Annotated in this window: 24 protein-coding genes; all 24 read right to left on the bottom strand. The window is 41.5% G+C overall.

Translation table 11 applies throughout. The features are described 5' to 3' along the window. Positions 1–4: 4 nt before the first annotated feature. Entirely contained in the window at positions 5–1,120 is a 1,116-nt protein-coding gene (locus BA81_RS03560) for a prephenate dehydrogenase (RefSeq protein WP_034280434.1), read from the bottom strand. Positions 1,121–1,234: 114 nt separating this feature from the next. Further along, a complete protein-coding gene (gene hisC, locus BA81_RS03555) occupies positions 1,235–2,332 on the bottom strand; it encodes a histidinol-phosphate transaminase (RefSeq protein WP_024428097.1) in 1,098 nt (365 codons plus the stop codon). Positions 2,333–2,343: 11 nt separating this feature from the next. Continuing rightward, a complete protein-coding gene (gene trpA / locus BA81_RS03550; RefSeq protein WP_034280433.1) occupies positions 2,344–3,147 on the bottom strand; it encodes a tryptophan synthase subunit alpha in 804 nt (267 codons plus the stop codon). Next, positions 3,144–4,343 (bottom strand): tryptophan synthase subunit beta, encoded by a 1,200-nt coding sequence (gene trpB, locus BA81_RS03545; protein ID WP_034280432.1) that lies wholly within the window; start codon positions 4,341–4,343, stop codon positions 3,144–3,146. Before trpB ends, trpA begins: the two co-directional genes overlap by 4 nt. Further along, positions 4,324–4,992, bottom strand: coding sequence for a phosphoribosylanthranilate isomerase (locus BA81_RS03540; protein WP_034280431.1), 669 nt, complete (start codon positions 4,990–4,992; stop codon positions 4,324–4,326). The genes trpB and BA81_RS03540 overlap by 20 nt, the downstream gene beginning before the upstream one ends. Next, positions 4,989–5,741 (bottom strand): indole-3-glycerol phosphate synthase TrpC, encoded by a 753-nt coding sequence (trpC, locus tag BA81_RS03535; RefSeq protein ID WP_034280430.1) that lies wholly within the window; start codon positions 5,739–5,741, stop codon positions 4,989–4,991. The genes BA81_RS03540 and trpC overlap by 4 nt, the downstream gene beginning before the upstream one ends. After that, a complete protein-coding gene (gene trpD / locus BA81_RS03530) occupies positions 5,734–6,756 on the bottom strand; it encodes an anthranilate phosphoribosyltransferase (RefSeq protein ID WP_034280429.1) in 1,023 nt (340 codons plus the stop codon). Before trpD ends, trpC begins: the two co-directional genes overlap by 8 nt. Continuing rightward, a complete protein-coding gene (gene trpE / locus BA81_RS03525; protein ID WP_034280428.1) occupies positions 6,728–8,275 on the bottom strand; it encodes an anthranilate synthase component I in 1,548 nt (515 codons plus the stop codon). The genes trpD and trpE overlap by 29 nt, the downstream gene beginning before the upstream one ends. 231 nt (positions 8,276–8,506) lie before the next feature. Continuing rightward, a complete protein-coding gene (gene aroH, locus BA81_RS03520) occupies positions 8,507–8,890 on the bottom strand; it encodes a chorismate mutase (protein ID WP_024422804.1) in 384 nt (127 codons plus the stop codon). Further along, positions 8,887–9,978: a 3-dehydroquinate synthase gene (gene aroB / locus BA81_RS03515; RefSeq protein ID WP_034280427.1), complete on the bottom strand. Its 1,092-nt coding sequence runs from the start codon at positions 9,976–9,978 to the stop codon at positions 8,887–8,889. The genes aroH and aroB overlap by 4 nt, the downstream gene beginning before the upstream one ends. After that, complete coding sequence (aroC, locus tag BA81_RS03510) at positions 9,978–11,150, bottom strand: chorismate synthase (protein WP_024422806.1); 1,173 nt, start codon at positions 11,148–11,150, stop codon at positions 9,978–9,980. Before aroC ends, aroB begins: the two co-directional genes overlap by 1 nt. Positions 11,151–11,223: 73 nt before the next feature. Beyond that, positions 11,224–12,003: a CheR family methyltransferase gene (locus BA81_RS03505; protein ID WP_034280426.1), complete on the bottom strand. Its 780-nt coding sequence runs from the start codon at positions 12,001–12,003 to the stop codon at positions 11,224–11,226. Positions 12,004–12,148: 145 nt separating this feature from the next. Then, a complete protein-coding gene (ndk, locus tag BA81_RS03500; protein ID WP_024422808.1) occupies positions 12,149–12,595 on the bottom strand; it encodes a nucleoside-diphosphate kinase in 447 nt (148 codons plus the stop codon). A 129-nt stretch (positions 12,596–12,724) separates the two neighbouring features. Beyond that, the gene (gene hepT / locus BA81_RS03495; RefSeq protein ID WP_024422809.1) at positions 12,725–13,687 is read right to left on the bottom strand and encodes a heptaprenyl diphosphate synthase component II; all 963 of its coding nucleotides are present in this window, start codon (positions 13,685–13,687) and stop codon (positions 12,725–12,727) included. A gap of 24 nt (positions 13,688–13,711) precedes the next feature. Further along, positions 13,712–14,416, bottom strand: coding sequence for a demethylmenaquinone methyltransferase (locus BA81_RS03490; RefSeq protein ID WP_034280425.1), 705 nt, complete (start codon positions 14,414–14,416; stop codon positions 13,712–13,714). Between the two features lie 3 nt (positions 14,417–14,419). Continuing rightward, complete coding sequence (locus BA81_RS03485; RefSeq protein WP_034280424.1) at positions 14,420–15,187, bottom strand: heptaprenyl diphosphate synthase component 1; 768 nt, start codon at positions 15,185–15,187, stop codon at positions 14,420–14,422. 114 nt (positions 15,188–15,301) lie between these two features. Further along, positions 15,302–15,532: a trp RNA-binding attenuation protein MtrB gene (mtrB, locus tag BA81_RS03480; protein WP_008344541.1), complete on the bottom strand. Its 231-nt coding sequence runs from the start codon at positions 15,530–15,532 to the stop codon at positions 15,302–15,304. 24 nt (positions 15,533–15,556) lie between these two features. Further along, the gene (gene folE, locus BA81_RS03475; protein WP_003215789.1) at positions 15,557–16,126 is read right to left on the bottom strand and encodes a GTP cyclohydrolase I FolE; all 570 of its coding nucleotides are present in this window, start codon (positions 16,124–16,126) and stop codon (positions 15,557–15,559) included. 190 nt (positions 16,127–16,316) lie between these two features. Next, complete coding sequence (gene hbs, locus BA81_RS03470; protein ID WP_003215863.1) at positions 16,317–16,595, bottom strand: non-specific DNA-binding protein Hbs; 279 nt, start codon at positions 16,593–16,595, stop codon at positions 16,317–16,319. 373 nt (positions 16,596–16,968) lie between these two features. Beyond that, positions 16,969–18,447, bottom strand: coding sequence for a stage IV sporulation protein A (gene spoIVA / locus BA81_RS03465; protein ID WP_008344534.1), 1,479 nt, complete (start codon positions 18,445–18,447; stop codon positions 16,969–16,971). 204 nt (positions 18,448–18,651) lie between these two features. Continuing rightward, on the bottom strand, positions 18,652–19,377 hold the full coding sequence (locus BA81_RS03460) for a hypothetical protein (RefSeq protein WP_034280423.1): 726 nt from the start codon (positions 19,375–19,377) through the stop codon (positions 18,652–18,654). Between the two features lie 18 nt (positions 19,378–19,395). Beyond that, complete coding sequence (locus BA81_RS03455; protein WP_034280421.1) at positions 19,396–19,599, bottom strand: DUF2768 domain-containing protein; 204 nt, start codon at positions 19,597–19,599, stop codon at positions 19,396–19,398. Between the two features lie 266 nt (positions 19,600–19,865). Further along, complete coding sequence (locus BA81_RS03450) at positions 19,866–20,903, bottom strand: NAD(P)H-dependent glycerol-3-phosphate dehydrogenase (protein ID WP_024428086.1); 1,038 nt, start codon at positions 20,901–20,903, stop codon at positions 19,866–19,868. A gap of 14 nt (positions 20,904–20,917) precedes the next feature. After that, positions 20,918–22,228 carry a ribosome biogenesis GTPase Der gene (gene der, locus BA81_RS03445; RefSeq protein WP_034280419.1) on the bottom strand — a complete coding sequence of 437 codons (1,311 nt, stop codon included), beginning with the start codon at positions 22,226–22,228 and terminating at the stop codon, positions 20,918–20,920. Position 22,229 lies beyond the last annotated feature (1 nt).

The raw sequence follows: 22,229 nt of genomic DNA, 5'->3' as shown, positions 1-22,229 counted from the left end.
CACCTCAGTCAGCATAAAATGTATCGTAATTCGCTCTATTTTTTATACAGATTTCTGCACGCTTGCGGTCGTCGTCTGTTTGAAAACTAATGCGTAAAATCCCATTAATGTCTTCCCGCGTCTCAATAATACGGATATTTGTAATACTAATGTTTTCACTTGCTAGATGCCCTGTAATCTCCGAAATGACCCCAGGGTGATCCGGAACATCGACATACAGATCATAAAAAGCAGGAATGGCTCCTTTTTTCCTTAGAGGAAGTCCATCGCGATATTCCTTAGCATCTTGAAAATAAGAGAACAATCCTTCAGCATCTTCTTGCTCTACGAAGGTTTCAATGCGGTTAATCTCTTTTTTCCATTCATGGAATCGGTCTAAAATCTTGTGTTTATTGTGCAGCAGGATATCCCTCCACATTGCAGGATTGCTTGAAGCAATTCGTGTGATATCACGAAAGCCTCCAGCAGCAAACCGTTTAACAAGTGGGAATTGTTCTTCAAAATGATGTGCTTGATGCACAAGGCTGGCTGCAACAATATGAGGGAAATGGCTGATAACACTTGTCACAGCATCATGTTCTTCTGGTGTCATTTCGATGAAATGAGCATGTGTCCCCTTTAACAAATCCATCAACCGATCAACAGCTTGACGTTTTGTTTCCTTTGCAGGCGTTAAAATATAGAACGCATTTTCAAATAAAAAGTCTTTCGCTGCAATAACACCTGACTTATGAGAGCCTGCCATTGGATGTCCACCAATAAATTGGTACTGCTCAGGCAGCGCTTTTTCAGCAAAATGGACGACCTTTTGCTTTGTGCTGCCGACATCAGTGATTGTGAGCTCTCTTTCAATTCCAGAGTCTGCAATATCACTAAGCATCTTTATTGTTTGCTGGACAGGAGTTGCCAAAATAATGGTCGAAGATTCTTCTAAACCAGCCAAAAACGAATCAGCTGTTGCATCAATAATTCCCAGCTTTGTTGCAGCAACCATTTGTTCTTTGGAAACATCAAATCCTACAATTTTTTTATGAGGATGCTCTTTTTTAATTGAGAGTGCAATGGATCCCCCAATTAAACCGAGTCCAGCGATTAATATTGTTTCGTTTGCATCATTCATATTCATCACCTGATTTTTCGCGAAAATTAAACAACCTATTTCAACAGCTTATATGTATTGAGGTTGGTACAATGAAAGCCATATCCTGCCTTAGGATATGACTTTCTGGTTATGCTACGCACGAATGCCTTGCAGTAAATCGGCAAGTGTGCTTAGAATGTCTTCATTTTGCTCTTTTGTTCCGACGGTAATACGTAAAGAAGTCGGAAAACCAAGTGCTTTACCGGAACGAACAATGTAACCTTTTTTCAATAATGCATTGAACAATTCATCGGCATCTCTTTTAAAATCAATCAGCACAAAGTTTGTTTGAGATGGATAGATATATAGTCCAAAACGGTCAGCAAAATCTTGATATTGCTTGAGACCTGCTTCGTTTTTCTGTCTGCATGATTGTATGAAATCTTGATCTTTGATCGCTGCACGAGCAGCTGCCTGAGCGATACGGCTGGTATTAAACGGCTCTCTCGCTGGTTCAATGGCAGTAATCAGCTCTTCTGATGCAATTCCGTAGCCTACTCGAAGCGCTGCAAGTCCATATGCTTTAGAAAACGTTCGAAGTACAATGACATTTTGATAATTGTGTAATAAAGATAAACTGTTTGGAAAATCTTCCGCACGAACGTATTCAAAATACGCTTCATCTAGTACAACAAGCACGTGAGCTGGCACTTTATCTAAAAACGCCACAATCTCAGATTCTGACAAATGATTTCCTGTCGGGTTATTTGGATTACATACCCAGACAACCTTCGTGTTTTCATCGATCGCATCCAGCATGCCCTTCAGATCGTGAGCTCCTCCTTCTAAAAGAGGCACTTCTCGAATTTCAGCATGTTCAATCACTGCATTGTGACGGTATTGCGGAAACGATGGAGATGGGATGACGGTATTTGTATGTTGGTCAAGGAATGCTCTCGCAATAATTTGCACAAGTTCATCTGAGCCATTCCCGAAAATTAATTGTTTTTCACTTACTTGAAGAAACTCAGCAAGCTCCGTTCTTAAACTTGCGCTGTATCCATCAGGATAAATCGCTAGATGTTCGAGCTCGGCTTGTATTGCCTCTCTTGCATGTACAGAACATCCAAAAGGGTTTTCATTTGAAGCCAATTTCACAATTTTGTCTAATTGATATTCTTTTTTGACCTCTTCAATTGGTTTCCCAGGTTGATACGGTTTTAGCTGTTTTAATTGATCTTTGATTTGCAAAATGTTTCACCTCATTTGAATGAATAGAGGGGACTAAATGTTTTTGCATATGTTTCAAATTCTCTTAAAGCCTCTTGACGTGTATCACTTGCCAGCAATTGTTCTTGAAGCTCTTCAATTTTTTTCACAAGTGCACTTCCGACAACAACACCGTCACTCAGTTTATTCATTGAGTCTACCTGCTCTCTTGTTGAGATGCCAAAACCGACAGCAACCGGTATGTGACTCAGCTGTTTCACTTGTTGAATAAAATCTGTAATTGACGCGTCAAAGGATTGCCTGACACCTGTTACACCAAGAGATGAAACACAATACACAAAACCTTCTGCCTGCTCTACAATGTTTACTAATCGTTCCTTGCTTGTTGGTGCAACGAGTGAAATATATGAAATGCCATGTGTTTGACAGTTCTTTTGCAGCTCGCTGCTCTCTTCAAACGGCAAGTCGGGTGTTAAGAGTCCCGAAATATGATTTTTGCGCAGTAAAGCGAAAAAGTATTCTGTGTCTAATTGTAACACAGGATTATAATACGTAAATAGAATTACAGGAATTTTTACTCCGTTTTTTTTCATCTTCCCTGCTAATTCTATCGCTTTTACGATATTCATGCCATGATTTAGAGCTCTTTTGGAGGCTCTTTGAATGACAGGACCGTCTGCTAATGGATCGGAATAAGGAACACCGAGTTCAATCGCATGTGCACCGGCTGCTTGAAGGGAGACAGCTAAATCAATCGTAATGACTTCTGACGGATCTCCCGCTGTGATAAATGGGATAAATAATTTTTCGCCTTGCTCTAATTGAAACGTGATCATTTTGTTTTTCCCTCACTTTCAAGCACGTTCATTAATGTATGCACATCCTTATCGCCTCTTCCTGACAGGCAGACAAGAACAATTTCATCTTCATTCATCGTCTTGCTTACCTCAAACGCCTTGGCTAACGCATGTGCAGTTTCAATTGCTGGCAGAATTCCTTCTTTTTCAGTCAGCAGTTTTAGGGCATCTAGTGCTTCTTGATCTGTCGCACTCACATATTGAACCCGCCCGCTCGCATGTAAATATGCGTGCTCTGGTCCAATTCCCGGATAATCTAAACCAGCGGAAATCGAATATGGCTCAATAATTTGGCCAAATTCGTCTTGGATTAAGTATGTCAAAGACCCGTGGATCACACCTTTGGTTCCTTTCGTGATGGTTGCAGCATGGAGCGGCGTATCGATTCCTTTTCCAGCTGCCTCTACACCAATGATATCTACCTCTTCATCTAAAAATGCCCGGTACATTCCAATGGCATTACTTCCGCCGCCAACACAGGCAATGACTTTATGAGGAAGCCTTCCTTCTTTTTCAAGCAGCTGCTCTTTTGCTTCATCACCAATCATCCGCTGGAACTCACTGACGATTTGAGGATACGGATGAGGGCCTACAACGGAGCCAATCATGTAAAAATGATCACTGCAGTGCTGAACCCAATAGCGGATAGCTTCGTTGGTTGCATCTTTTAGTGTGCCATTCCCGCTTGTGACAGGTATGACTTCAGCGCCAAGCAGCTTCATCCGAAAGACATTGAGTGATTGTCTTTCCACATCTTCTTTTCCCATAAATACCGTGCAGGATAACCCGAACTTTGCGGCCACCGTTGCAGCAGCTACTCCGTGCTGGCCCGCGCCTGTTTCCGCGATGATGTTTGATTTCCCCATTTTTTTCGCAAGCAGGGCCTGACCAAGCGCATTGTTAATTTTATGAGCACCCGTGTGGTTTAAATCTTCTCTTTTTAAATAGATCTTTGCGCCGCCGAGGTATGCTGATAATTGTTCAGCATATGTAAGCGCAGTTGGTCTGCCTGAATAGTTTCGAAGTAGTGATACATATTCTGCTTGAAAAGCAGGGTCCTCTTTTAATTCACGAAATGCCTGCTCGATTTCTGCAAGTGGCTGCATGAGCGTTTCCGGGACAAATTTCCCTCCGAATTCTCCGTATCTGCCAATCTCATTTGGATATGCGTACATCATTTAACATCCTTTCTTCGAGCGCTTCGATCTTAGCGCTGCTTTTCTTCCCGTTTTCTTCTATTCCGCTTGAAAGATCGATCGCTTCTGGACCATAGGCAAGGAGCTCTGCTACCGTTTCTGGTGTGATACCGCCTGCAATTATGCAAGTTTTCTCAAGCCGTTTTGCATGCTTAACGTATGCAGGCACCGCCTCCCAAGCAAAAGCTGTTCCAGAGCCGCCTCTCATCCCTTTTACTTTCGCATCAATGAGAAAGCCATCGACAACAGGTGCAAATGCCGTCATTTTTTCCAGCGTGTTTGTGATATTGGATTCGTGGTGAAACACTTTCCAAACGACAGCCCCTGTTTGTTGTTTGATTTCTTTTGCGTCATCCTTCGTTTCATCTCCATGAAGCTGTACGATATCTAAAGGTATATGTTTTGTGATGTCACATACTTTTTCGATCTTTTCATTTACAAATACACCGGTAATTTTTTTCTCACACTTTGTTTGAATGAGCCATTGTTTCACTTGAGCTGGCTGGACTTGTCTTTTACTTGGAGCAAAAATAAATCCAATGGCATCTGCGTGAGATTGCGCAATACATTCCACATCGCCTTGTGATACTGCTCCGCAATATTTTAAGTAAGGCTTCATCCTGTTCATTCTCCAAACAATGTTTGAACGGCTTTTTCTTGTGATTGTTCTCTCATTAATGATTCTCCTACAAGAACTGCACCCGCTCCATGTTCCTTCACAAAGGTCAGATCATCAAATGTTTGAATACCGCTCTCACTCACTAGTAAGACATCGTTTGGAACGAGGGGTGCGATCTCTTTTGTTTGTTCAACTGTTGTTGTAAATGTATTTAAATTCCGGTTGTTCACTCCAATGATTTCAGGGGTAAACAACTTCAAAATATTTTCCAGTGTATCTGCTGCATGTACTTCGACAAGGACATCTAGGCCTTTCTCTTTCGCTTCAGCATAAAGCTCGTGCAGCTTTTGCGGCTCAAGAACTTCTCCAATTAATAAAATGGCATCTGCCCCTATACGTCTTGACTCTTCTACCTGTATGGAATCAATGATGAAATCTTTTCTTAAAATTGGACGATCTACGTGTTTTTTAATGAGGGATAAGTATTCGTTTTTTCCTTGAAAGAACGGTTCATCCGTTAAAACAGATAAGCAATCAGCGTTTGATTTTTCGTAAGCTTTTGCTGTTTGTAAAGGATCAAAATTCGGTTGAATGATTCCTTTGGAAGGAGACGCCTTTTTCACCTCCGCAATGAGACCAATTGAGCGATGAGGATTCATGAGTGCTTTTTTAAATGATCGTCTTTCAAAGTGTTCATCCTCTGGTAACTGCAATGTTTGGATATGTTCTTTTTTGCGAGCAATGATTTGATTAAGCATAGATCTCTTCCTCCTTCGTTTTTTGTTTTAAACGAGCCAATTGTTCTTTGGCTGCACCATTTTTAATTGTTTCAATCGCTTTTAATGTTCCGGCCATGAGGCTTTCTGACTTTCCTGCGACATATAAAGCCGCTCCAGCATTCAGGGCTGTAATATGAAGCGGCGCCCCTCCTGTTTGATGATTCAATATATTCTGAATCAATTTAGCACTCTCTTCCGGTGATTGGACCTGAATATCTGATAAATATCCTTTTTGCAGCCCAAAGTCTTCTGGATTGAGTGTATATTCTGTCATGACATCTTTTTTGAGTTCAATCACATATGAATTTGCTGTAATCGTTAATTCATCCAGCCCATCTTCTCCGCAAACAAACAGCACATGTTCTGGCTCTAACGGTGCAAGGGCTTTTGCCATTAATTTCGCCTTTTCCTTTGAGTAAACGCCGATGATTTGCTTTTTGGCTTGCATTGGGTGGCAAAGCGGGCCTAATAGATTAAATACCGTCCGGAAGCCGAGCTGCTTGCGGACTGCGGCTACTTGTTTCATAGATGAATGATACAATGGGGCAAATAAAAATCCCATGTTTTTCTCTTGTATTTGTCTTCTTGTTTCTTCTGGTGTGGATTGAATATGAATCCCAAGACACTCAAGTACATCGGCACTCCCGCTTTTAGAAGAAACTGATCGATTTCCGTGTTTGGCGATTTTGGCTCCAGCAGCGGAAGCGACAATGGCGGCGGCAGTTGATATATTAAAGGTGGAGAGTCCATCGCCTCCTGTGCCGCAAGTGTCAACAACATCAAGCGATCGTTCCATTGGTGCTGCATTTTGCCGCATGGCTTTCACAAAACCCGTCATTTCTTCAGCGGTTTCTCCTCTATGCGCTAAAATCGAGAGACTAGCAGCGACTTCAGCATCTGTTAAAAAGCCGCTCATCATATCATGCATGAGTTTATTTGCTTCATTTTCTGATAGAAAGCCTCCATTAACAAGAGCTGATAGTCGGTGATTCATCCTGCACACTCTCCTTTTCTGAGAAAATATGTTCCGCAAGCTGAATGGCTTTCAAAAGTGCTCCTGCCTTGTTACAAGTCTCTTCCCATTCATTTTCTGGGACAGAATCAGCCACAATGCCGGCGCCTGCTTGTATAGAAGCGGTCTGATTTTTGACGCTCATCGTACGAATGGTAATACAGGAGTCGATATTGCCGTCGAATCCAATATAGGCAATACAGCCGCCATACGTTTCTCTTGGCTCAGGCTCCATTTCATTTAATAATTGCATCGCTCTTATTTTCGGGGCACCTGTTAATGTGCCTGCAGGGAATGCGGACATGAGCGCATCGACTGGATGTGTATCCCGCTTTAGCTTTCCTGTCACAATGGAGATGATGTGCATGACATGTGAAAAATTCACTACTTTTGTAAAGGTAGGTACGGATACACTGCCGTATTCTGCCACACGGCCAACATCGTTTCTGGCAAGATCCACTAACATGTAATGCTCGGCTTTTTCCTTTTCATCTTCAAGCAGCTCTTTTGCTAGCTCAGCATCCTCTTCTATCGTTCTTCCTCGTTTTCTTGTGCCAGCAATAGGATGAATTTCTAAATGCCCGTTTTTGGCATGGATTAATCGTTCTGGCGAGCTGCCGACTAAATCACGATCTTTTAATTTCATAAAATACATATAAGGAGATGGATTCACAATCCGAAGCACGCGGTATAATTCAAAGGAACTCACTGACACAGGGATATCAAAGCGCTGCGAGAGTACGCCTTGAAAAATGTCACCCGCTCGAATGTATTCTTTTATTTTTTCAACATCTTTTAGAAATTGCGCTTTTTCATAGGTTGACGTCACATGTTCAAAGGACGGCGGCTCATTCATATTCCCTGATAAAATCAGTTCTTTCATATCAACCTTTGAATGAAGCTTGTGAATCATCTGTTCAAGCTGTTTTTGATTTTCTTTGTAAGCGCGTATTTTTTCGTCTTCTGTTTCATGTCCGGTTAGCTGGGTGTACTGGATAAAATGAACATGATTTGTTTCATGATCAAAAGCAATCATCGTTTGGCAGACAAATAATGTGCAATTTTCTGTCGTCGATGCGCTGCGGTGAGGCCTGACAGAAGGTTCAATGTTTGGGATTAGATCGTAGCTTAAGTACCCAACAGCCCCGCCTGTAAATGGGATATCAATAGCTGGCGTTTTGATTTGATATTGCTCTTTCATCCAATCCAGCAGTTTTTTCAGCTCTTGCTTTTGCATGACTTCCTGCCCCGCAGCGTCACGTGCAACGTATTTGTTTTGGTCATCATGTAAGGTTAAAAACGGATGCAATCCAATGAAGGAATATCTCGACCAGCTGGAAGACTCATCTTTGCTTTCTAGCAAATACACAATATCTTGTTTGAGCTTTTCAACAATTTGAATCGGTGAGAGCGTATCGACTGTAATGGTTTCAACAATTGGGATCGTTTTGTAGGACTCACTATCCTTTAAAAATTGGGTCAGGTTTGATTGGGAATTCATAAGCACACTCCTTAAATGGGATTAAGGAGAATGAGGGGACATATAGAGGGTTTGTATGAGTATACAAAATAAGCCTAAAAGAGGGTTACTCTTTTAGGCAGTATGATTAAATAGAAGTATCGTATCTCTGCTCAACTCTACTCATCTCAACTACCCTAGTCTCATTCTCATCTTCTCTAAGCTTGCAATGCCGTTTACACCTGTGTGTAAACTTCGGCTGTTCATATCGTATTATAATTCCTTGTTTTTTGTCAACTGTAAATCAGGGCGAAGCGTCACAGCTTCTTCCAAGTATACATGCTGTATGTCTTCCTGCTTTGTATCTGTCTGGACAGTCATTAAGACACGAATACATTGCTTTAAACCGCCATCAATGTCCAGTTCCTGCATACAAGTAACCGGTACATATGTCCATCCTTCAAATTGACGAAGTGCTTTTGCCGGAAAAACGGAGTGAATATCTTGTGTAGCTGAAATCAAGATCTGCACGACACGTTCTGGATCTACTTGGTTTCTTGAAATGATCGCTTCTAGCAGCTGTTTCGTTTTATTTAACACTTCTGTTTCTGTATCTTCTATCACAGTTGTAGCCCCACGTATCCCGCGAAACATCATAGACATCCCTCCTCCCGTTTCCATTCTTCGAGCCAGTAGTGCAGCTCATCTTTTGTGAAAGACTGTAAGGTGACGTCTCCAACCTGTTTTAATAAAACAAATTGAACACTGCCGCCTCTTGCTTTTTTATCACCAATCATCCGGTCAACAAATGTTTTCGTGGAAATATCTTTTGTGACTTTGACCGGGAAACCGAGCTCTTTCATCCACTCTTTTAGTTCCAAACGATTAAGGCTGAGCCCCAGCTGCTTTTCGCTCACATACAGCGCAAACTGCATGCCGATTGCAATGGCATCTCCGTGCGTGATGGCGCCATATCCATACTCTGCTTCAATGGCATGCCCTAGTGTATGGCCTAAATTCAAAAATGCACGCACACCTTGTTCTTTTTCATCTTCTTGAACGATTGACGCTTTGACTTGAATGCCTTGATACAGCATATGTGCCAGCTCGCTTTTTGATAAATCCGTCAAAGAACGAATGGACATGAGTTCTGATAAAAATTCTTCACTTGAAATCAGTGCATGTTTGATGACTTCTGCAAAGCCTGATCTTCGTTCAATTTGAGAGAGGGTCTCAAGCATACTAGTATCATAGATCACAGCTTTCGGCTGATGAAACGCACCGATTAAATTTTTACCGAGCGGATGGTTGATCCCTGTTTTCCCGCCAACTGCACTATCATGTGCCAGCAGCGTCGTCGGCACTTGGATAAAATCAATGCCTCTCATATAAGTGGCAGCAGCAAAGCCAGCCAAATCTCCAATCACGCCTCCTCCCAGCGCAATGATGCAGGAGGAACGATCAAGCTGAAATTGAATGGCTTTCGTATGAATATGCTCAAATTCGGCAAAGGATTTTGACTGCTCTCCGCTTGGCACAACCACTTTGTTCACAGGCCACTTCTGCTGAAGTAAGCGAACCATCTCATCCCCATAAATGGCATCAACAGCTGCATCTGTGACGATTAAGAGCTTCGTATAGGAATGCCCAGTGGAAGTTATCAAGTCGACGATATTGCGTTTAATCCCATCACCGATAAATACAGGATAAGTGGCTGAAGACGTCTTAACTTCCAGTGTTTTCATTAAAATTCCCTCTGAAGCTGGCGCATTTTCTCAACATTTTCTTTAATGCGGTCGATTTGGTCAAGGCCAAACTGCTCCACAACTGCATTGGCAATTTCCCATGCAACGACTGCTTCTGCAACAACACTTGCAGCAGGAACAGCACAGCTGTCAGATCGTTCAATACTTGCAGAGAAAGGTTCTTTTGTTTCAATGTCAACGCTTTGAAGCGGCTTATAAAGCGTTGGGATTGGTTTCATAACCCCTCTTACGACAATTGGCATACCGGTTGACATTCCGCCTTCAAGACCACCTAGGCGATTTGTTTTTCTCGTATAGCCCTTTTCTTCATCCCAGATGATTTCATCATGGACCTCACTGCCGTTTTTAGAGGCTGCCTCGAAGCCAATACCGAATTCAACCCCTTTAAAAGCGTTGATACTAAGTACAGCGCCCGCAAGCTTGCTGTCCAATTTACGGTCGTAATGAACATAGCTGCCAACCCCAACCGGCATCCCTTCAACGATGACTTCAACAATTCCGCCAATTGAATCGCCGTTTTTCTTCGCTTCATCAATTGCATCCATCATTTTCTGACCTGCTTCACTGTCATAGCAGCGAACAGGTGATTCTTCTGTTACCTTCTGCAAATCTTCAATAGACTCATATGCTGTATGAGCTGCTTTCACTCCGCCAATTTCGAGAACATGGCCAGCTACTTTAATCCCTAGATGCGCCAAGATTTGTTTGGCAACTGCGCCCGCTGCTACGCGAACAGTTGTCTCGCGGGCTGATGAGCGCTCTAAAACGTTTCTCATATCACGGTGTCCATATTTAATCGCACCATTTAAATCCGCATGACCTGGTCTTGGACGAGAGATTTGACGCTTCATTTCACTTTCTTCTTCTTCTGTGATCGGCTCTGCCCCCATCACCTTTGTCCAGTGCTTCCAGTCGTTGTTTTCAACAACAAGTGCGATTGGGGAACCTAATGTTCTTCCGTGGCGAACACCACTTAACACTTTCGCCTGGTCTTTTTCAATCTGCATTCTTCTTCCGCGGCCATGACCTTTTTGTCTTCTAGCCAATTCATAATTGATGTCATCCTGCTCTATGTAAAGTCCCGCTGGAACTCCTTCAATAATTGTGGTCAGTTGTGGACCATGTGATTCACCTGCTGTTAAGTACCTCATGACTCAATCTCCCTTCATCGCATTAACGCTTTTAAGTAAAAATATAATAACACACTTGCTACTAAAAAGTCAGCTACATACCCTTCTTTTGATAAAAGAAAGTATCAGCAGATGTCAGTCCAAACTTTTCTGGGTGAAAAATTTGCTCTGTAGAACCAACAAATAATACGCCATTTTGTTTTAAACTGCTGCTCATTTTTAAGTAAATTTCTTCTTTTGCCTCTTCAGTAAAGTAAATCAGTACATTTCGGCAGACGATGAGGTCAAGCTGTTTTTCATATGGATCTGCTAAAAGGTTGTGCTTCTTAAATTGAATATGCTTTCGAACCTCATCCTTCACAGTGTAAAATGAAGAATCTTCTTTTGTGAAATATTTTTGCTTGATATGATCTGGCACCTCTTGCAGAGAGCGTTCATGATATCTGCCTTTTTGAGCTGACTGCAGAACTTTATCATCAATATCAGTTGCAATAATTTGGAAGTCTTTCACAAGAGGATGGCTTGACAGCAGCATGGAGAGTGTATATGGCTCCTCTCCTGTCGAACATGCTGCACTCCAAATTTTTAAGGTGCCGCCATTTTTCGAAAGCAGCGGCAGAATTTTTTGATCAAGTACTTCCCAGCGCTGATAGTTTCGGTAAAATTCTGACACATTTATCGTCATGCGGTCCATCGTCTCATCTAATAATGCTCTGTCCTTTTCAAGCGCGGCCGCGAATGCTTCAAAATTTTTATATCCTTTTTTATCATAAAGTGATGTTAATCTCCGTTTCATTTGTGCTTCTTTATATAAATTCAGATCAACCCCGGTTAGTTTTTTCCATTTTCCAACAAATACTTGATATGGATCCATCAATGTCCTCTCCTGTCTCATCTATCTTTGTCCTAGTATAGCTGTTTTTATCGAAAATTTGTATCTTCTCATGCGAAATTTCGTGCAGAAAGTTCAATATAAAAAAAGCCAAAGTGCCCATTTGATGAACACCTTGGCTTGAATCTTAATAAATCCAGCTTGAGATGGTTTGATCCCAGCTTGTGAGTTCTTCTTGTTTGAAGAATAAGTTAATTTCTCTTTCAGCACTTTCTGGTGAGTCAGACCCATGGATAATGTTTTTCCCAACAGTCAATCCATAGTCTCCTCTTATTGTTCCTGGAAGCGCTTCCTTTGGATTTGTTTTGCCGATAATCTGTCTTGTTACGTCTACTACCTGTTCACCTTGCCATACCATTGCAAATACAGGTCCTGACGTAATAAAGTCAACCAATTCCCCGAAAAATGGTTTTTCTTTATGCTCTCCGTAATGTGTTTCTGCTACTTCCTTTGGAATACTCATTAGTTTTGCACCAACAAGCTGAAGCCCCTTTTTTTCGAATCTTGACACAATGTCACCGATTAATTGTCTTTCCACACCATCAGGTTTGACCATAAGAAATGTTTTGTCCATATACGTTTTCCACCCCGTCGTTATGTATGTATAGGCTTACATTGTTACAAAGTGATCGTATCATTTTTTTTTATAATAATCAATTTTTGACAAAAAATTTCACAAAAAAACCAATCAACATCACGTTGATTAGAATTTTCGTTTCCCAATATATTTTGCAATGGAGGCAAGTGACGTTCTCGCTCGTCCTCGAGGAAGTTTGTCGAGCTGTTCAAAAGCTTTTTTCAAATACATTTCACTTACTCGAATCGAGCGGTCGATCGCATCTGTTTGTTTAAGGCTTTCAATGACAGGCTCCAGCTGCTTCTCCGTCGTTTCACTATTGATCAGCTTCAATTGGCCTTCTAGTGTCGGATTTTTCAGTGCATATAAGACTGGGAGTGTGACATTCCCTTGTAAAAGGTCTCCTCCGACAGGCTTGCCCAGCTCTTCTTCAGTTGATGTGAAATCAAGGACATCATCAATGATTTGATAGGACATGCCGACATAGTATCCAAACCAATAGAGGGCTTTATGTGTTTTTTCATCTGTTCCTGCTGCAATGGCGCCTAATTGACAGCTGCCTGCAATGAGCAAGGCTGTTTTTCGTTTGATTCTTCTTAAATATGTACGGAGGTTTTGATCCATATTATATTTATCTTTCACTTGCTCTATCTCACCAAGACAAAGCTCAACAACCATTTTTGACAAAATTTCATGTGCCATTGGGTGATTGATTTTTGTCATGTATTCAAGTGATCTCGCAAACATATAATCCCCTGTGTACATGGCAATTCTGTTATCCCATTTTGCCTTTATCGTTGGTTTGCCTCTTCTCAGCTCTGCATCATCAATGACATCATCGTGAACAAGTGATGCCATATGAATCAGCTCGAGGGCAACGGCAACATATTTAATTTTATTAATGTCATAGTCACCAAACATGCCTGAAAGGAGAACAAAAACGGGGCGGATTCGTTTTCCGCCCGCTTGCAGCAAATGAAGACCTGCTTCACTTAACAATGCATAATCAGAGCGAACGGTTTGTTCAAGCTCTTTTTCAATTATATCGATATCATGATTTAAAAAAGAGATCATTGCTTTTAGTTTCATTATCTTCACCCAAATATCGTTTATTCAAAGCTTCTTTCCGATATGTGTTGCTGCTACACCGCCTGTAAATGGATGATACGAGACATCAGACAACCCGGCCTCCTCGAACAGAGCCGCCAGCTCTTTCATGCCAGGGAACGTTTTGGCTGATTCTTGAAGCCATGAATACTCCTGATAACTTTTGGCAAACAGTTTACCAAAGAGCGGCATAATGTATTTGAAATAGATGTAGTAGCCCTGTTTAAAACCGATCATCTCAGGCTGTGATGTCTCAAGACAGACAACCATTCCGCCAGGCTTCACTACTCTTGTCATTTCCTTTAGCACCGTTAAATAATCAGGAACGTTTCTAAGTCCAAAACCGATGGTGACATAATCAAATGAGTTGTCTTCAAAAGGAAGCTCCATCGCATTGCCGTGAAGCAATTCAATCTGATTGTAGCCCCCAGTCTTCACCTTCGTTTCTCCAACACTCAGCATGTTTTTACTGAAATCAAGGCCTTTGACCTCGCCTTTTTCTCCAACAGCATCTGCAAGCGCAATTGTCCAATCGGCTGTCCCGCAGCATACATCTAATGCTTTAGAGCCTTTTTGCACATTCATGAGCTTCATTGTTTTATCGCGCCATTTCTTATGCTGTTTAAAGCTGATGACAGAGTTCATTTGATCGTAGTTTTTATAAATTTTTTCAAATACACCGTGTACTCGCTGTTCTTTTGATTGCTGCATGACTTACCCTTCTTCCACTTTCTGATGGTACGCAGGCTCATTTTTTATATGATCCAAGCGATTTAATAGCTCTTTTTGAACGACCGGAGATGACACAAGATGCTCCTTGATCGGTCGTTTGGCCTTTTCATAGCCTTCATTCTCAAAATTGTCAAAACATGAATAGGCGTCCGTATAACGATCGTTCAAAAAAAGTTTTAAATGTTTGTCATTTTCTGCTTGTTTCATGAAGCGTTTATAAACAAGAAAACGACTTGCAATCTCATTCCAATGCGTTAATTGAAAGTGCTCAGAAATCCTTTGGAAAAGCGCAGATTCAACTGTAGCTACACTTTTGTAAAAGTGCGCTGCATCTTGAATGGACCGGTCATACAGTCTAATTTTATGTTCATTGATCTCTTTGATCGCCGTAGCGAGCGTGCGGATCATATAAATGTCTTTCATGTCAGAGAGAAGAGAGTAATAGAGACCGCTGAAATAGTCTCCTGCCAGGATGGTCAGCTGACGATTTTTGAATTCGTCTTGCTTGATGGCTGCAGCAGTTGTGACTTCGTCATGGGTATCAAGGGCAATTTGCACAAGCATCGCCGTTAAAATATAATTTTCTTTTTTCTCTGCATCAATTTGAGCTTCTTCAAACATTGCATGAAAAAGAAGGAGCTTATCTTCATCGATGAGTGGTGCGCGTAAATGCTTCGCCAAATAAGGATGAGAAAGCTTTTTATTTAATTTTATATTTAGATTAGATAAAATTCCGTAGATGTCTTGCAAAGATATCACCCTTGTCCCAAAAATTACAGTTTCATATGTAGACCTGCACATTGTATAGAGATTTATTATACCATATCAGCTCTCACTTTTATGCTATCAAGTGCTACAAGTTCTTTATTTCTTTGCTTCGCTTTGAATTTCGCCGAAGCTTGTTTGAATGACAGCATCGCCTCTTACTTTGATCGCTGACGTATGCTCAGTAAATTGTGCAATGATCACTTCACCTTTATCGAGTTTCTCGGAATGGTGAAATCTTGTATCAGAGCCTCTTGTTAGGCCGATGACGTTTACACCATTATCAATGGCTTTAATCACCACAAAATCAGATGCTTTATTTTCACTCATTTTGTTCACCTTCCATCTATTGAATTAGTCGTTTTTAATAAAGGAAAGCACTTCTGCTCTTGCGGCTGCATCATTTGCAAATGTGCCGCGGACGGCTGAGGTCACTGTTTTAGCGCCTGGCTTTTTCACTCCGCGCATCGTCATACACATATGCTCTGCTTCAACGACAATCATCACGCCATGCGGATTAAGTGTTTCCACCATACTATCTGCAATCGTTGATGTAATGCGTTCCTGAAGCTGCGGGCGTTTTGCCACGGCTTCTACAGCTCTTGCCAGCTTACTAAGTCCCGTTACTTTTCCTCCGCGCGGAATATAAGCGACATGGGCTTTCCCGTAGAAAGGCACAAGGTGGTGTTCACACATTGAATGGAAAGCAATATCTTTTACAAGGACGAGTTCTTCGTGGTCTTCGCCAAAAATGGTTTTAAAATGTTCTTTTGGATCTTCATTTAATCCCGAGAACACTTCTTCATACATTTTTGCAACTCGTTTTGGGGTATCAAGAAGTCCTTCACGATCCGGATCTTCTCCGATTGCTTTTAATATATCGCGTACTGCGTGTTCGATTAATTCTTTATTTATTTCACTCATGTATTATATCCTCCAAAGGCGATTACATTTCATTCAGATTCTAGCACACTTCAGATCCTAAAAGCAAAGGAGAGCGTTCTAAACGAACCTTTTGATTCAAAAGGAAAAGCCCCTTATGAAAGGGGCTTTTCTAGACCAGTGTGAAACTGTATATGTATAACTCCTTCAACAGGATCATTACACATAACGATTATTTACCTGCCACCGCGTCTTTAAGTGCTTTACCTGGTTTGAAAGCAGGTACTTTGCTTGCAGGGATTTCGATCTCTGCACCAGTTTGTGGGTTACGTCCTTTACGAGCTGAACGCTCACGTACTTCAAAGTTACCAAAACCAATAAGTTGGATTTTGTCACCATTTTTAAGTGCATCTAAAATTGTATCAAAAACAGAATCAACTGCTTTTGTCGCGTCTTTTTTAGATAACTCGCTTGCTTCAGCAACCGCGTTAATAAGTTCTGTCTTGTTCATGCCTTTCACCTCCTCCCAAAAATATGCATTCAGTAGATTGTTATCATTTCTTCACAATTCATCTTCTTTCTATACCCTTTTTCAGAAAAAAGAGCGTCTAGAAAGCGTTATACATGGCTTTTCATTAGAAAACATCTCTTTGAAGGAATGTTTGTCCAACAAAGTGAAGATTTTCTGTAAGTAGATTAACACATATGAAATACCATATCAAGCATTTTAAAGGGAAGAATCCTTATTCGTCAAGGATTAAGGGCACTTTTGCGAACGAATATTCCTAATTTCAGCCTGAATCTGACTAATCTTTATACAATTGTCTTTTTATGACTCATTCTACACGCAAAAAAAAGACCCCATCAATGAGAGGTCTCACTTGCTATAAAATAATCGCGATCAAACCGCCTGATCCTTCGTTAATGATTCTTTCAAGCGTTTCCTTCAGCTTATATCTTGCGTTTTCCGGCATAAGAGACAGCTTCGCTTGAATGCCTTCTCTGACAAGGGAGCTGAGGGAGCGGCCAAATATATCTGAATTCCAAATCGAAAGCGGATCATCTTCAAAATCTTGCATTAAGTAGCGGACGAGCTCTTCACTTTGTTTTTCTGTTCCGATAATCGGTGCAAATTCACTCTCTACATCTACTTTGATCATATGAATAGATGGAGCGACCGCTTTTAATCTCACACCGAATCTTGATCCCTGCCTAATGATTTCTGGCTCATCTAAACTCATATCGGACAACGCTGGCGCTGCAATCCCGTAACCAGTCTGCTTCACCATTTTCAATGCGTCTGATACTTGATCATATTCTGTCTTAGCATGAGCAAAATCTTGCATCAGCTCTAGAAGATGGTCTTTTCCTCTAATTTCTACACCAACCACTTCTTTTAAAATATGATCATATAGATCATCTGGCGCATACAGGTCAATCTCTGCAATCCCCTGACCCATTTCAATTCCTGCTAAACCCGCTCTTTCGATAAAATCAAATTCACTGAATTGACCAACGACACGGTCGACATCTCTTAATCTTTTAATATCCTTTACAGTTTCCTTTACTGAATCCTGATAGCTTTCTCTCAGCCAGTGATCTTCTTTTAGCACCATCACCCAGCTTGGCAGGTTCACATTCACCTCTAGGACTGGGAATTCATATAATGCTTCACGAAGAACGCTGAGTACGTCTTGCTCTCTCATACTCTCTACGCTCATGGCGAGTACTGGAATATCATACTTTTGGCTAAGTTCCTGCCGGAGCGCTTCTGTTTCAGGATGATATGGCCTCACAGAGTTGATGACCATAATAAACGGCTTTCCAACCTCTTTGAGTTCATCAATCACACGTTCTTCAGATTCAATATAATCATGTCTTGGAATTTCTCCAATGGAACCATCTGTTGTAATCACTACACCTATTGTTGAATGCTCTTGAATGACCTTGCGTGTACCAATTTCCGCTGCTTCATGAAACGGAATTGGCTCTTCATACCACGGCGTATTGATCATTCTTGGGCCATTTTCATCTTCATACCCGCGCGCACCAGGGACAGTGTATCCCACACAATCGACAAGCCTGATGTTGACATCAAGACCGTCACTCACGTGAATTGATGCGGCTTGATTCGGTACAAATTTAGGCTCTGTGGTCATAATGGTTTTTCCTGCTGCGCTTTGCGGCAATTCATCCTGTGCTCTTGCACGATCTGCCTCATTATTGATATTCGGGAGCACCACGAGCTCCATAAACTTTTTAATAAACGTAGATTTCCCTGTACGAACAGCGCCAACGACTCCTAAATATATATCGCCTCCTGTTCGTTCAGCGATATCCTTGAAAATATCGACTTTTTCCAAGTGATCCCCTCCCGGACTTGCTATCCTCGTTTTCAAATGAAATACTCTATTCTTCAATCAAACTGTGCTTGAAAGGTGTCTGGACAATATATGTGTATGACGTTGTCCTATTTGAATATGACACCTTTTTGTTTTGAGAGTATGTTTAGCCATAAAAAAACCTTTCTCCTCATTTATATGCAGAGGAAAAAGGTTCATTCTTGTTTATGACGTCTTTTTTTCTAAAAAGGCAGGCTCACCTTTTTTGTTGATGGTATATGGGACAGAAAACGCGGGTACAAACGGGGTTTCCTGCCAATATACATCTTGAATGTTTTCACCTGGTTTCAGCTTTTGCTTCGCATTCTTCAAAATATGAGCAAAATCACTGCGGTAGTCCACATAGATGTCACCGTTTGATGAAATCAGTAATGGGAGGGAATTCCCTGTCACAGGACTTATCACCGCAGGCGGCGATTTTAATCCTAGTTTTTTTTCATTTAACGTATATAAATTGGCTGATACGACTTTGCCGTATGGCGGATATGTATGTTCATCTTGATACACCTTGATTCTAAGCCGTAATTCATTGATGGTCTGCGTCATTTTGACATCAAGCAGTTTCACAGTGGGTTTCTTTTCGACGTCTGTGAGGACATAAATATATTCGCCCCCGCCTTCATAAGATGTAGACGGTACATCGTGTAAATATCTTGGTGACAAGCGCTTAAAGTCGATGACATATTTCTGATAAACCGGCGTGTCTGCTTCTTTCGTTTCTATAGGCAGAAGACCATTTGTTGCTTTTTGAAATTCCTCAATCGCTGTCTGTACACTTTGCAGCTGCTCTTCGTATGGCACCCGGTTCTCAGCTTTGCGATTTTCTGGATACAGACATCCTGTTAATAAAATAAGTGCTAACAGCATGACACTGACTTTTGCTTTGATCATCACATTCTTCCTTTTTCTTTATTCATTGACCGGTCCGCTAAAGACAACTAAAAACACAATGATACCTGATATCAGCATCAAGCTGTACGCAACGGTCGAGGCCGTTATTTTAAGAAATTTGCTTTTCAGCTTAAACCTGCTGAAATAAATGGTTACTACGGCTAAAAACATGAGCCCCATTGAACCAAGCGCAAACCACATCTTGATTAAAGCAAAACTCATCGTGCCTGTCCCCCTTCAAAACGAACGAATTGTAAGCGTTTATATTTCATTTTAAACCAAAAATAAGGTAAATATCAATCATTTTTCCAATCATTCAGAAAAAAGCGCATAAAAAAACTGAAGCAAAGAGGGGGACTCTGCTTCAGTCATTGGATCGACTATTTTCCTCATTCTGTAGAGGCAAAGCTCTATTCAAACTTCATTGCTATGTTATGCAAGTCTTCCCCTTCTTGCATCCTCTACATGCCTAAGTTCAGTCTTTCCTTTTATTTTGTTTGGTTTTCAAACATGTTCACAAGGTCTTCCATCTCATGTGTTTTCACACGTGCCATCAATGATTCTACAGCATCGTCAACCTTTTTCCCTTCAAACAGGACGCCGTAAAGAGCCTCTGTAATCGGCATGCTGACCTTGTATTCTTTGGAGAGCTGATAAGCGCCTTTTGTTGTGCGGACGCCTTCGACAACCATGCCCATTTTTTCAAGCACTTCTTCGAGCTTGTATCCTTTACCGAGTAAATTCCCGCAGCGCCAGTTACGCGAATGAACACTTGTACATGTCACGATCAAATCACCAACGCCTGTTAATCCGGCAAATGTAAGGGGATTCCCTCCCATTTTTGTGCCAAGACGTGCGATTTCAGCGAGTCCTCTAGTGATAAGCGCCGCTTTTGCATTGTCACCATATCCAAGTCCGTCTGTGATACCAGCCGCAAGAGCAATGATATTTTTCAATGCGCCGCCAATTTCCACCCCAATCACATCAGGGTTTGTGTACACTCTAAAATGATTGTTCATGAACAAATCTTGAACAAATTGAGCTGCTTCAATGTTTTCTGACGAGACAGTGACAGTTGTCGGATGACGCAGACCTACTTCTTCTGCATGACTCGGTCCTGATAGGACAACGACAGCCTCTCTTTTCTCAGATGGGACTTCTTGTTCAATCATTTGAGAAATTCTAAGAAGTGTATCTGGTTCAATTCCCTTACTGACATGGACAAATGGCACCTTCGATGAGATCAGCTCATTTGCCTGCTTCAATACCTCACGAATGGCCTTTGTTGGCACAGCGACAATAACCGCCTCTGTCCCCTCTAAAGCCTGCTTCATATCGGTTGTCGCCTGAATAGACGCTGGCAGTTCGACATTTGGCAAGTAATCATGATTTTCATGTTTCTCATTGATTTGATCAATGAGCTCTTGTCTATGTCCCCACATGTGTACATCATGATGATTATCAGCTAATACAAGCGCAAGTGCTGTTCCCCAGCTGCCTGCTCCAAGTACTGAAATTTTCTTCATCCTGCTCACCCTTTTTATTTTCTCGCTCTCGCAAATATTTTAATTGGTGTTCCTTCAAAACCAAATGCATCTCGAATGCGGTTTTCTAGGAAACGCTCATAAGAAAAGTGCATAAGCTCTGGATCGTTGACAAACACAACGAAGGACGGAGGCTTAATGGCCACCTGTGTTGCATAGTAAATCTTTAGGCGCTGTCCGTTATGGGTCGGCGTTGGATTCATCGCCACCGCATCCATGATGATATCATTTAAAATATTGGTTTGAACGCGCATTGCATGGTTTTCGCTTGCTGTGATAATGGACGGCATTAATGTATGAATTCTCTTTTTCGTAAGAGCTGACATAAACAAGACAGGTGCATAATCAAGGAATTGAAAATGTTCGCGGATGTTTTGCTCAAATTCCTTCATCGTGCGCTCATCTTTTTCAACAGCATCCCATTTGTTCACAATGATGACAACAGCTTTACCAGCTTCGTGTGCATAGCCCGCAATTCGTTTATCCTGCTCAATAATGCCTTCCTCGCCGTCAAGTACAACAGCGACAACATCAGAGCGGTCAATGGCTTTTAATGCACGAAGTACACTGTATTTCTCTGTTGTTTCATATACTTTCCCTTTTTTCCTCATACCTGCTGTATCGACAATGACAAAGTCACGCTGATTGTACGTAAACATCGTATCGACAGCATCTCTTGTTGTACCAGCAATGTTGCTGACAATGACGCGGTCTTCTCCGAGCATCGCATTCACTAAAGAAGATTTCCCTACATTCGGGCGGCCAATTAAGCAAAACTGAACAACTTCTTCAGCATATTGCGTATCCGGTAAGTTCTTAAAGTGTTCTGCCACTGCATCAAGCAGATCACCAAGACCTAATCCGTGCGTTCCAGAAATCGGAAACGGCTCGCCAAATCCGAGTGCATAAAAGTCATACACATCGCTTCTCATTTCAGGGTTGTCCAGTTTATTGACAGCAAGTACAACTGGCTTTTTCGTACGATATAAAATTTTTGCGACTTCTTCATCCGCAGATGTCACGCCATCTCGACCATTCACCATAAAGATAATGACATCCGCTTCATCCATTGCGATTTCTGCCTGATGGCGAATTTGCGCCAAGAATGGCTCATCTCCAATATCAATTCCACCAGTATCTATTAAATTAAAGTCATAATTTAACCATTCAGCAGAGCTATAGATTCGATCTCTTGTTACACCAGGTGTGTCTTCTACAATCGATATTCTTTCGCCTGCGATTCGATTAAAAATTGTAGATTTTCCAACGTTGGGCCTTCCAACAATGGCTACGACAGGTTTACCCATA

The sequence above is a fragment of the Bacillus safensis FO-36b genome (genome assembly GCF_000691165.1).
Classification (GTDB): domain Bacteria; phylum Bacillota; class Bacilli; order Bacillales; family Bacillaceae; genus Bacillus; species Bacillus safensis.
The sequence above is the reverse complement of the archived record's forward strand: the minus strand, read 5'-3'. Positions and strand labels throughout refer to the sequence as shown.

Bases quoted from the DNA above. Each gene is read 5' to 3' on its own strand.
- BA81_RS03560 (WP_034280434.1), bottom strand. From the start codon at position 1,120: ATGAATGATGCAAACGAAACAATATTAATCGCTGGACTCGGTTTAATT.
- trpA (WP_034280433.1), bottom strand. From the start codon at position 3,147: ATGATCACGTTTCAATTAGAGCAAGGCGAAAAATTATTTATCCCATTT.
- trpB (WP_034280432.1), bottom strand. From the start codon at position 4,343: ATGTACGCATATCCAAATGAGATTGGCAGATACGGAGAATTCGGAGGG.
- BA81_RS03540 (WP_034280431.1), bottom strand. From the start codon at position 4,992: ATGAACAGGATGAAGCCTTACTTAAAATATTGCGGAGCAGTATCACAA.
- trpC (WP_034280430.1), bottom strand. From the start codon at position 5,741: ATGCTTAATCAAATCATTGCTCGCAAAAAAGAACATATCCAAACATTG.
- trpD (WP_034280429.1), bottom strand. From the start codon at position 6,756: ATGAATCACCGACTATCAGCTCTTGTTAATGGAGGCTTTCTATCAGAA.
- trpE (WP_034280428.1), bottom strand. From the start codon at position 8,275: ATGAATTCCCAATCAAACCTGACCCAATTTTTAAAGGATAGTGAGTCC.
- aroH (WP_024422804.1), bottom strand. From the start codon at position 8,890: ATGATGTTTCGCGGGATACGTGGGGCTACAACTGTGATAGAAGATACA.
- aroB (WP_034280427.1), bottom strand. From the start codon at position 9,978: ATGAAAACACTGGAAGTTAAGACGTCTTCAGCCACTTATCCTGTATTT.
- aroC (WP_024422806.1), bottom strand. From the start codon at position 11,150: ATGAGGTACTTAACAGCAGGTGAATCACATGGTCCACAACTGACCACA.
- BA81_RS03505 (WP_034280426.1), bottom strand. From the start codon at position 12,003: ATGGATCCATATCAAGTATTTGTTGGAAAATGGAAAAAACTAACCGGG.
- ndk (WP_024422808.1), bottom strand. From the start codon at position 12,595: ATGGACAAAACATTTCTTATGGTCAAACCTGATGGTGTGGAAAGACAA.
- hepT (WP_024422809.1), bottom strand. From the start codon at position 13,687: ATGAAACTAAAAGCAATGATCTCTTTTTTAAATCATGATATCGATATA.
- BA81_RS03490 (WP_034280425.1), bottom strand. From the start codon at position 14,416: ATGCAGCAATCAAAAGAACAGCGAGTACACGGTGTATTTGAAAAAATT.
- mtrB (WP_008344541.1), bottom strand. From the start codon at position 15,532: ATGAGTGAAAATAAAGCATCTGATTTTGTGGTGATTAAAGCCATTGAT.
- folE (WP_003215789.1), bottom strand. From the start codon at position 16,126: ATGAGTGAAATAAATAAAGAATTAATCGAACACGCAGTACGCGATATA.
- hbs (WP_003215863.1), bottom strand. From the start codon at position 16,595: ATGAACAAGACAGAACTTATTAACGCGGTTGCTGAAGCAAGCGAGTTA.
- BA81_RS03460 (WP_034280423.1), bottom strand. From the start codon at position 19,377: ATGATCAAAGCAAAAGTCAGTGTCATGCTGTTAGCACTTATTTTATTA.
- BA81_RS03455 (WP_034280421.1), bottom strand. From the start codon at position 19,599: ATGAGTTTTGCTTTAATCAAGATGTGGTTTGCGCTTGGTTCAATGGGG.
- BA81_RS03450 (WP_024428086.1), bottom strand. From the start codon at position 20,903: ATGAAGAAAATTTCAGTACTTGGAGCAGGCAGCTGGGGAACAGCACTT.
- der (WP_034280419.1), bottom strand. From the start codon at position 22,228: ATGGGTAAACCTGTCGTAGCCATTGTTGGAAGGCCCAACGTTGGAAAA.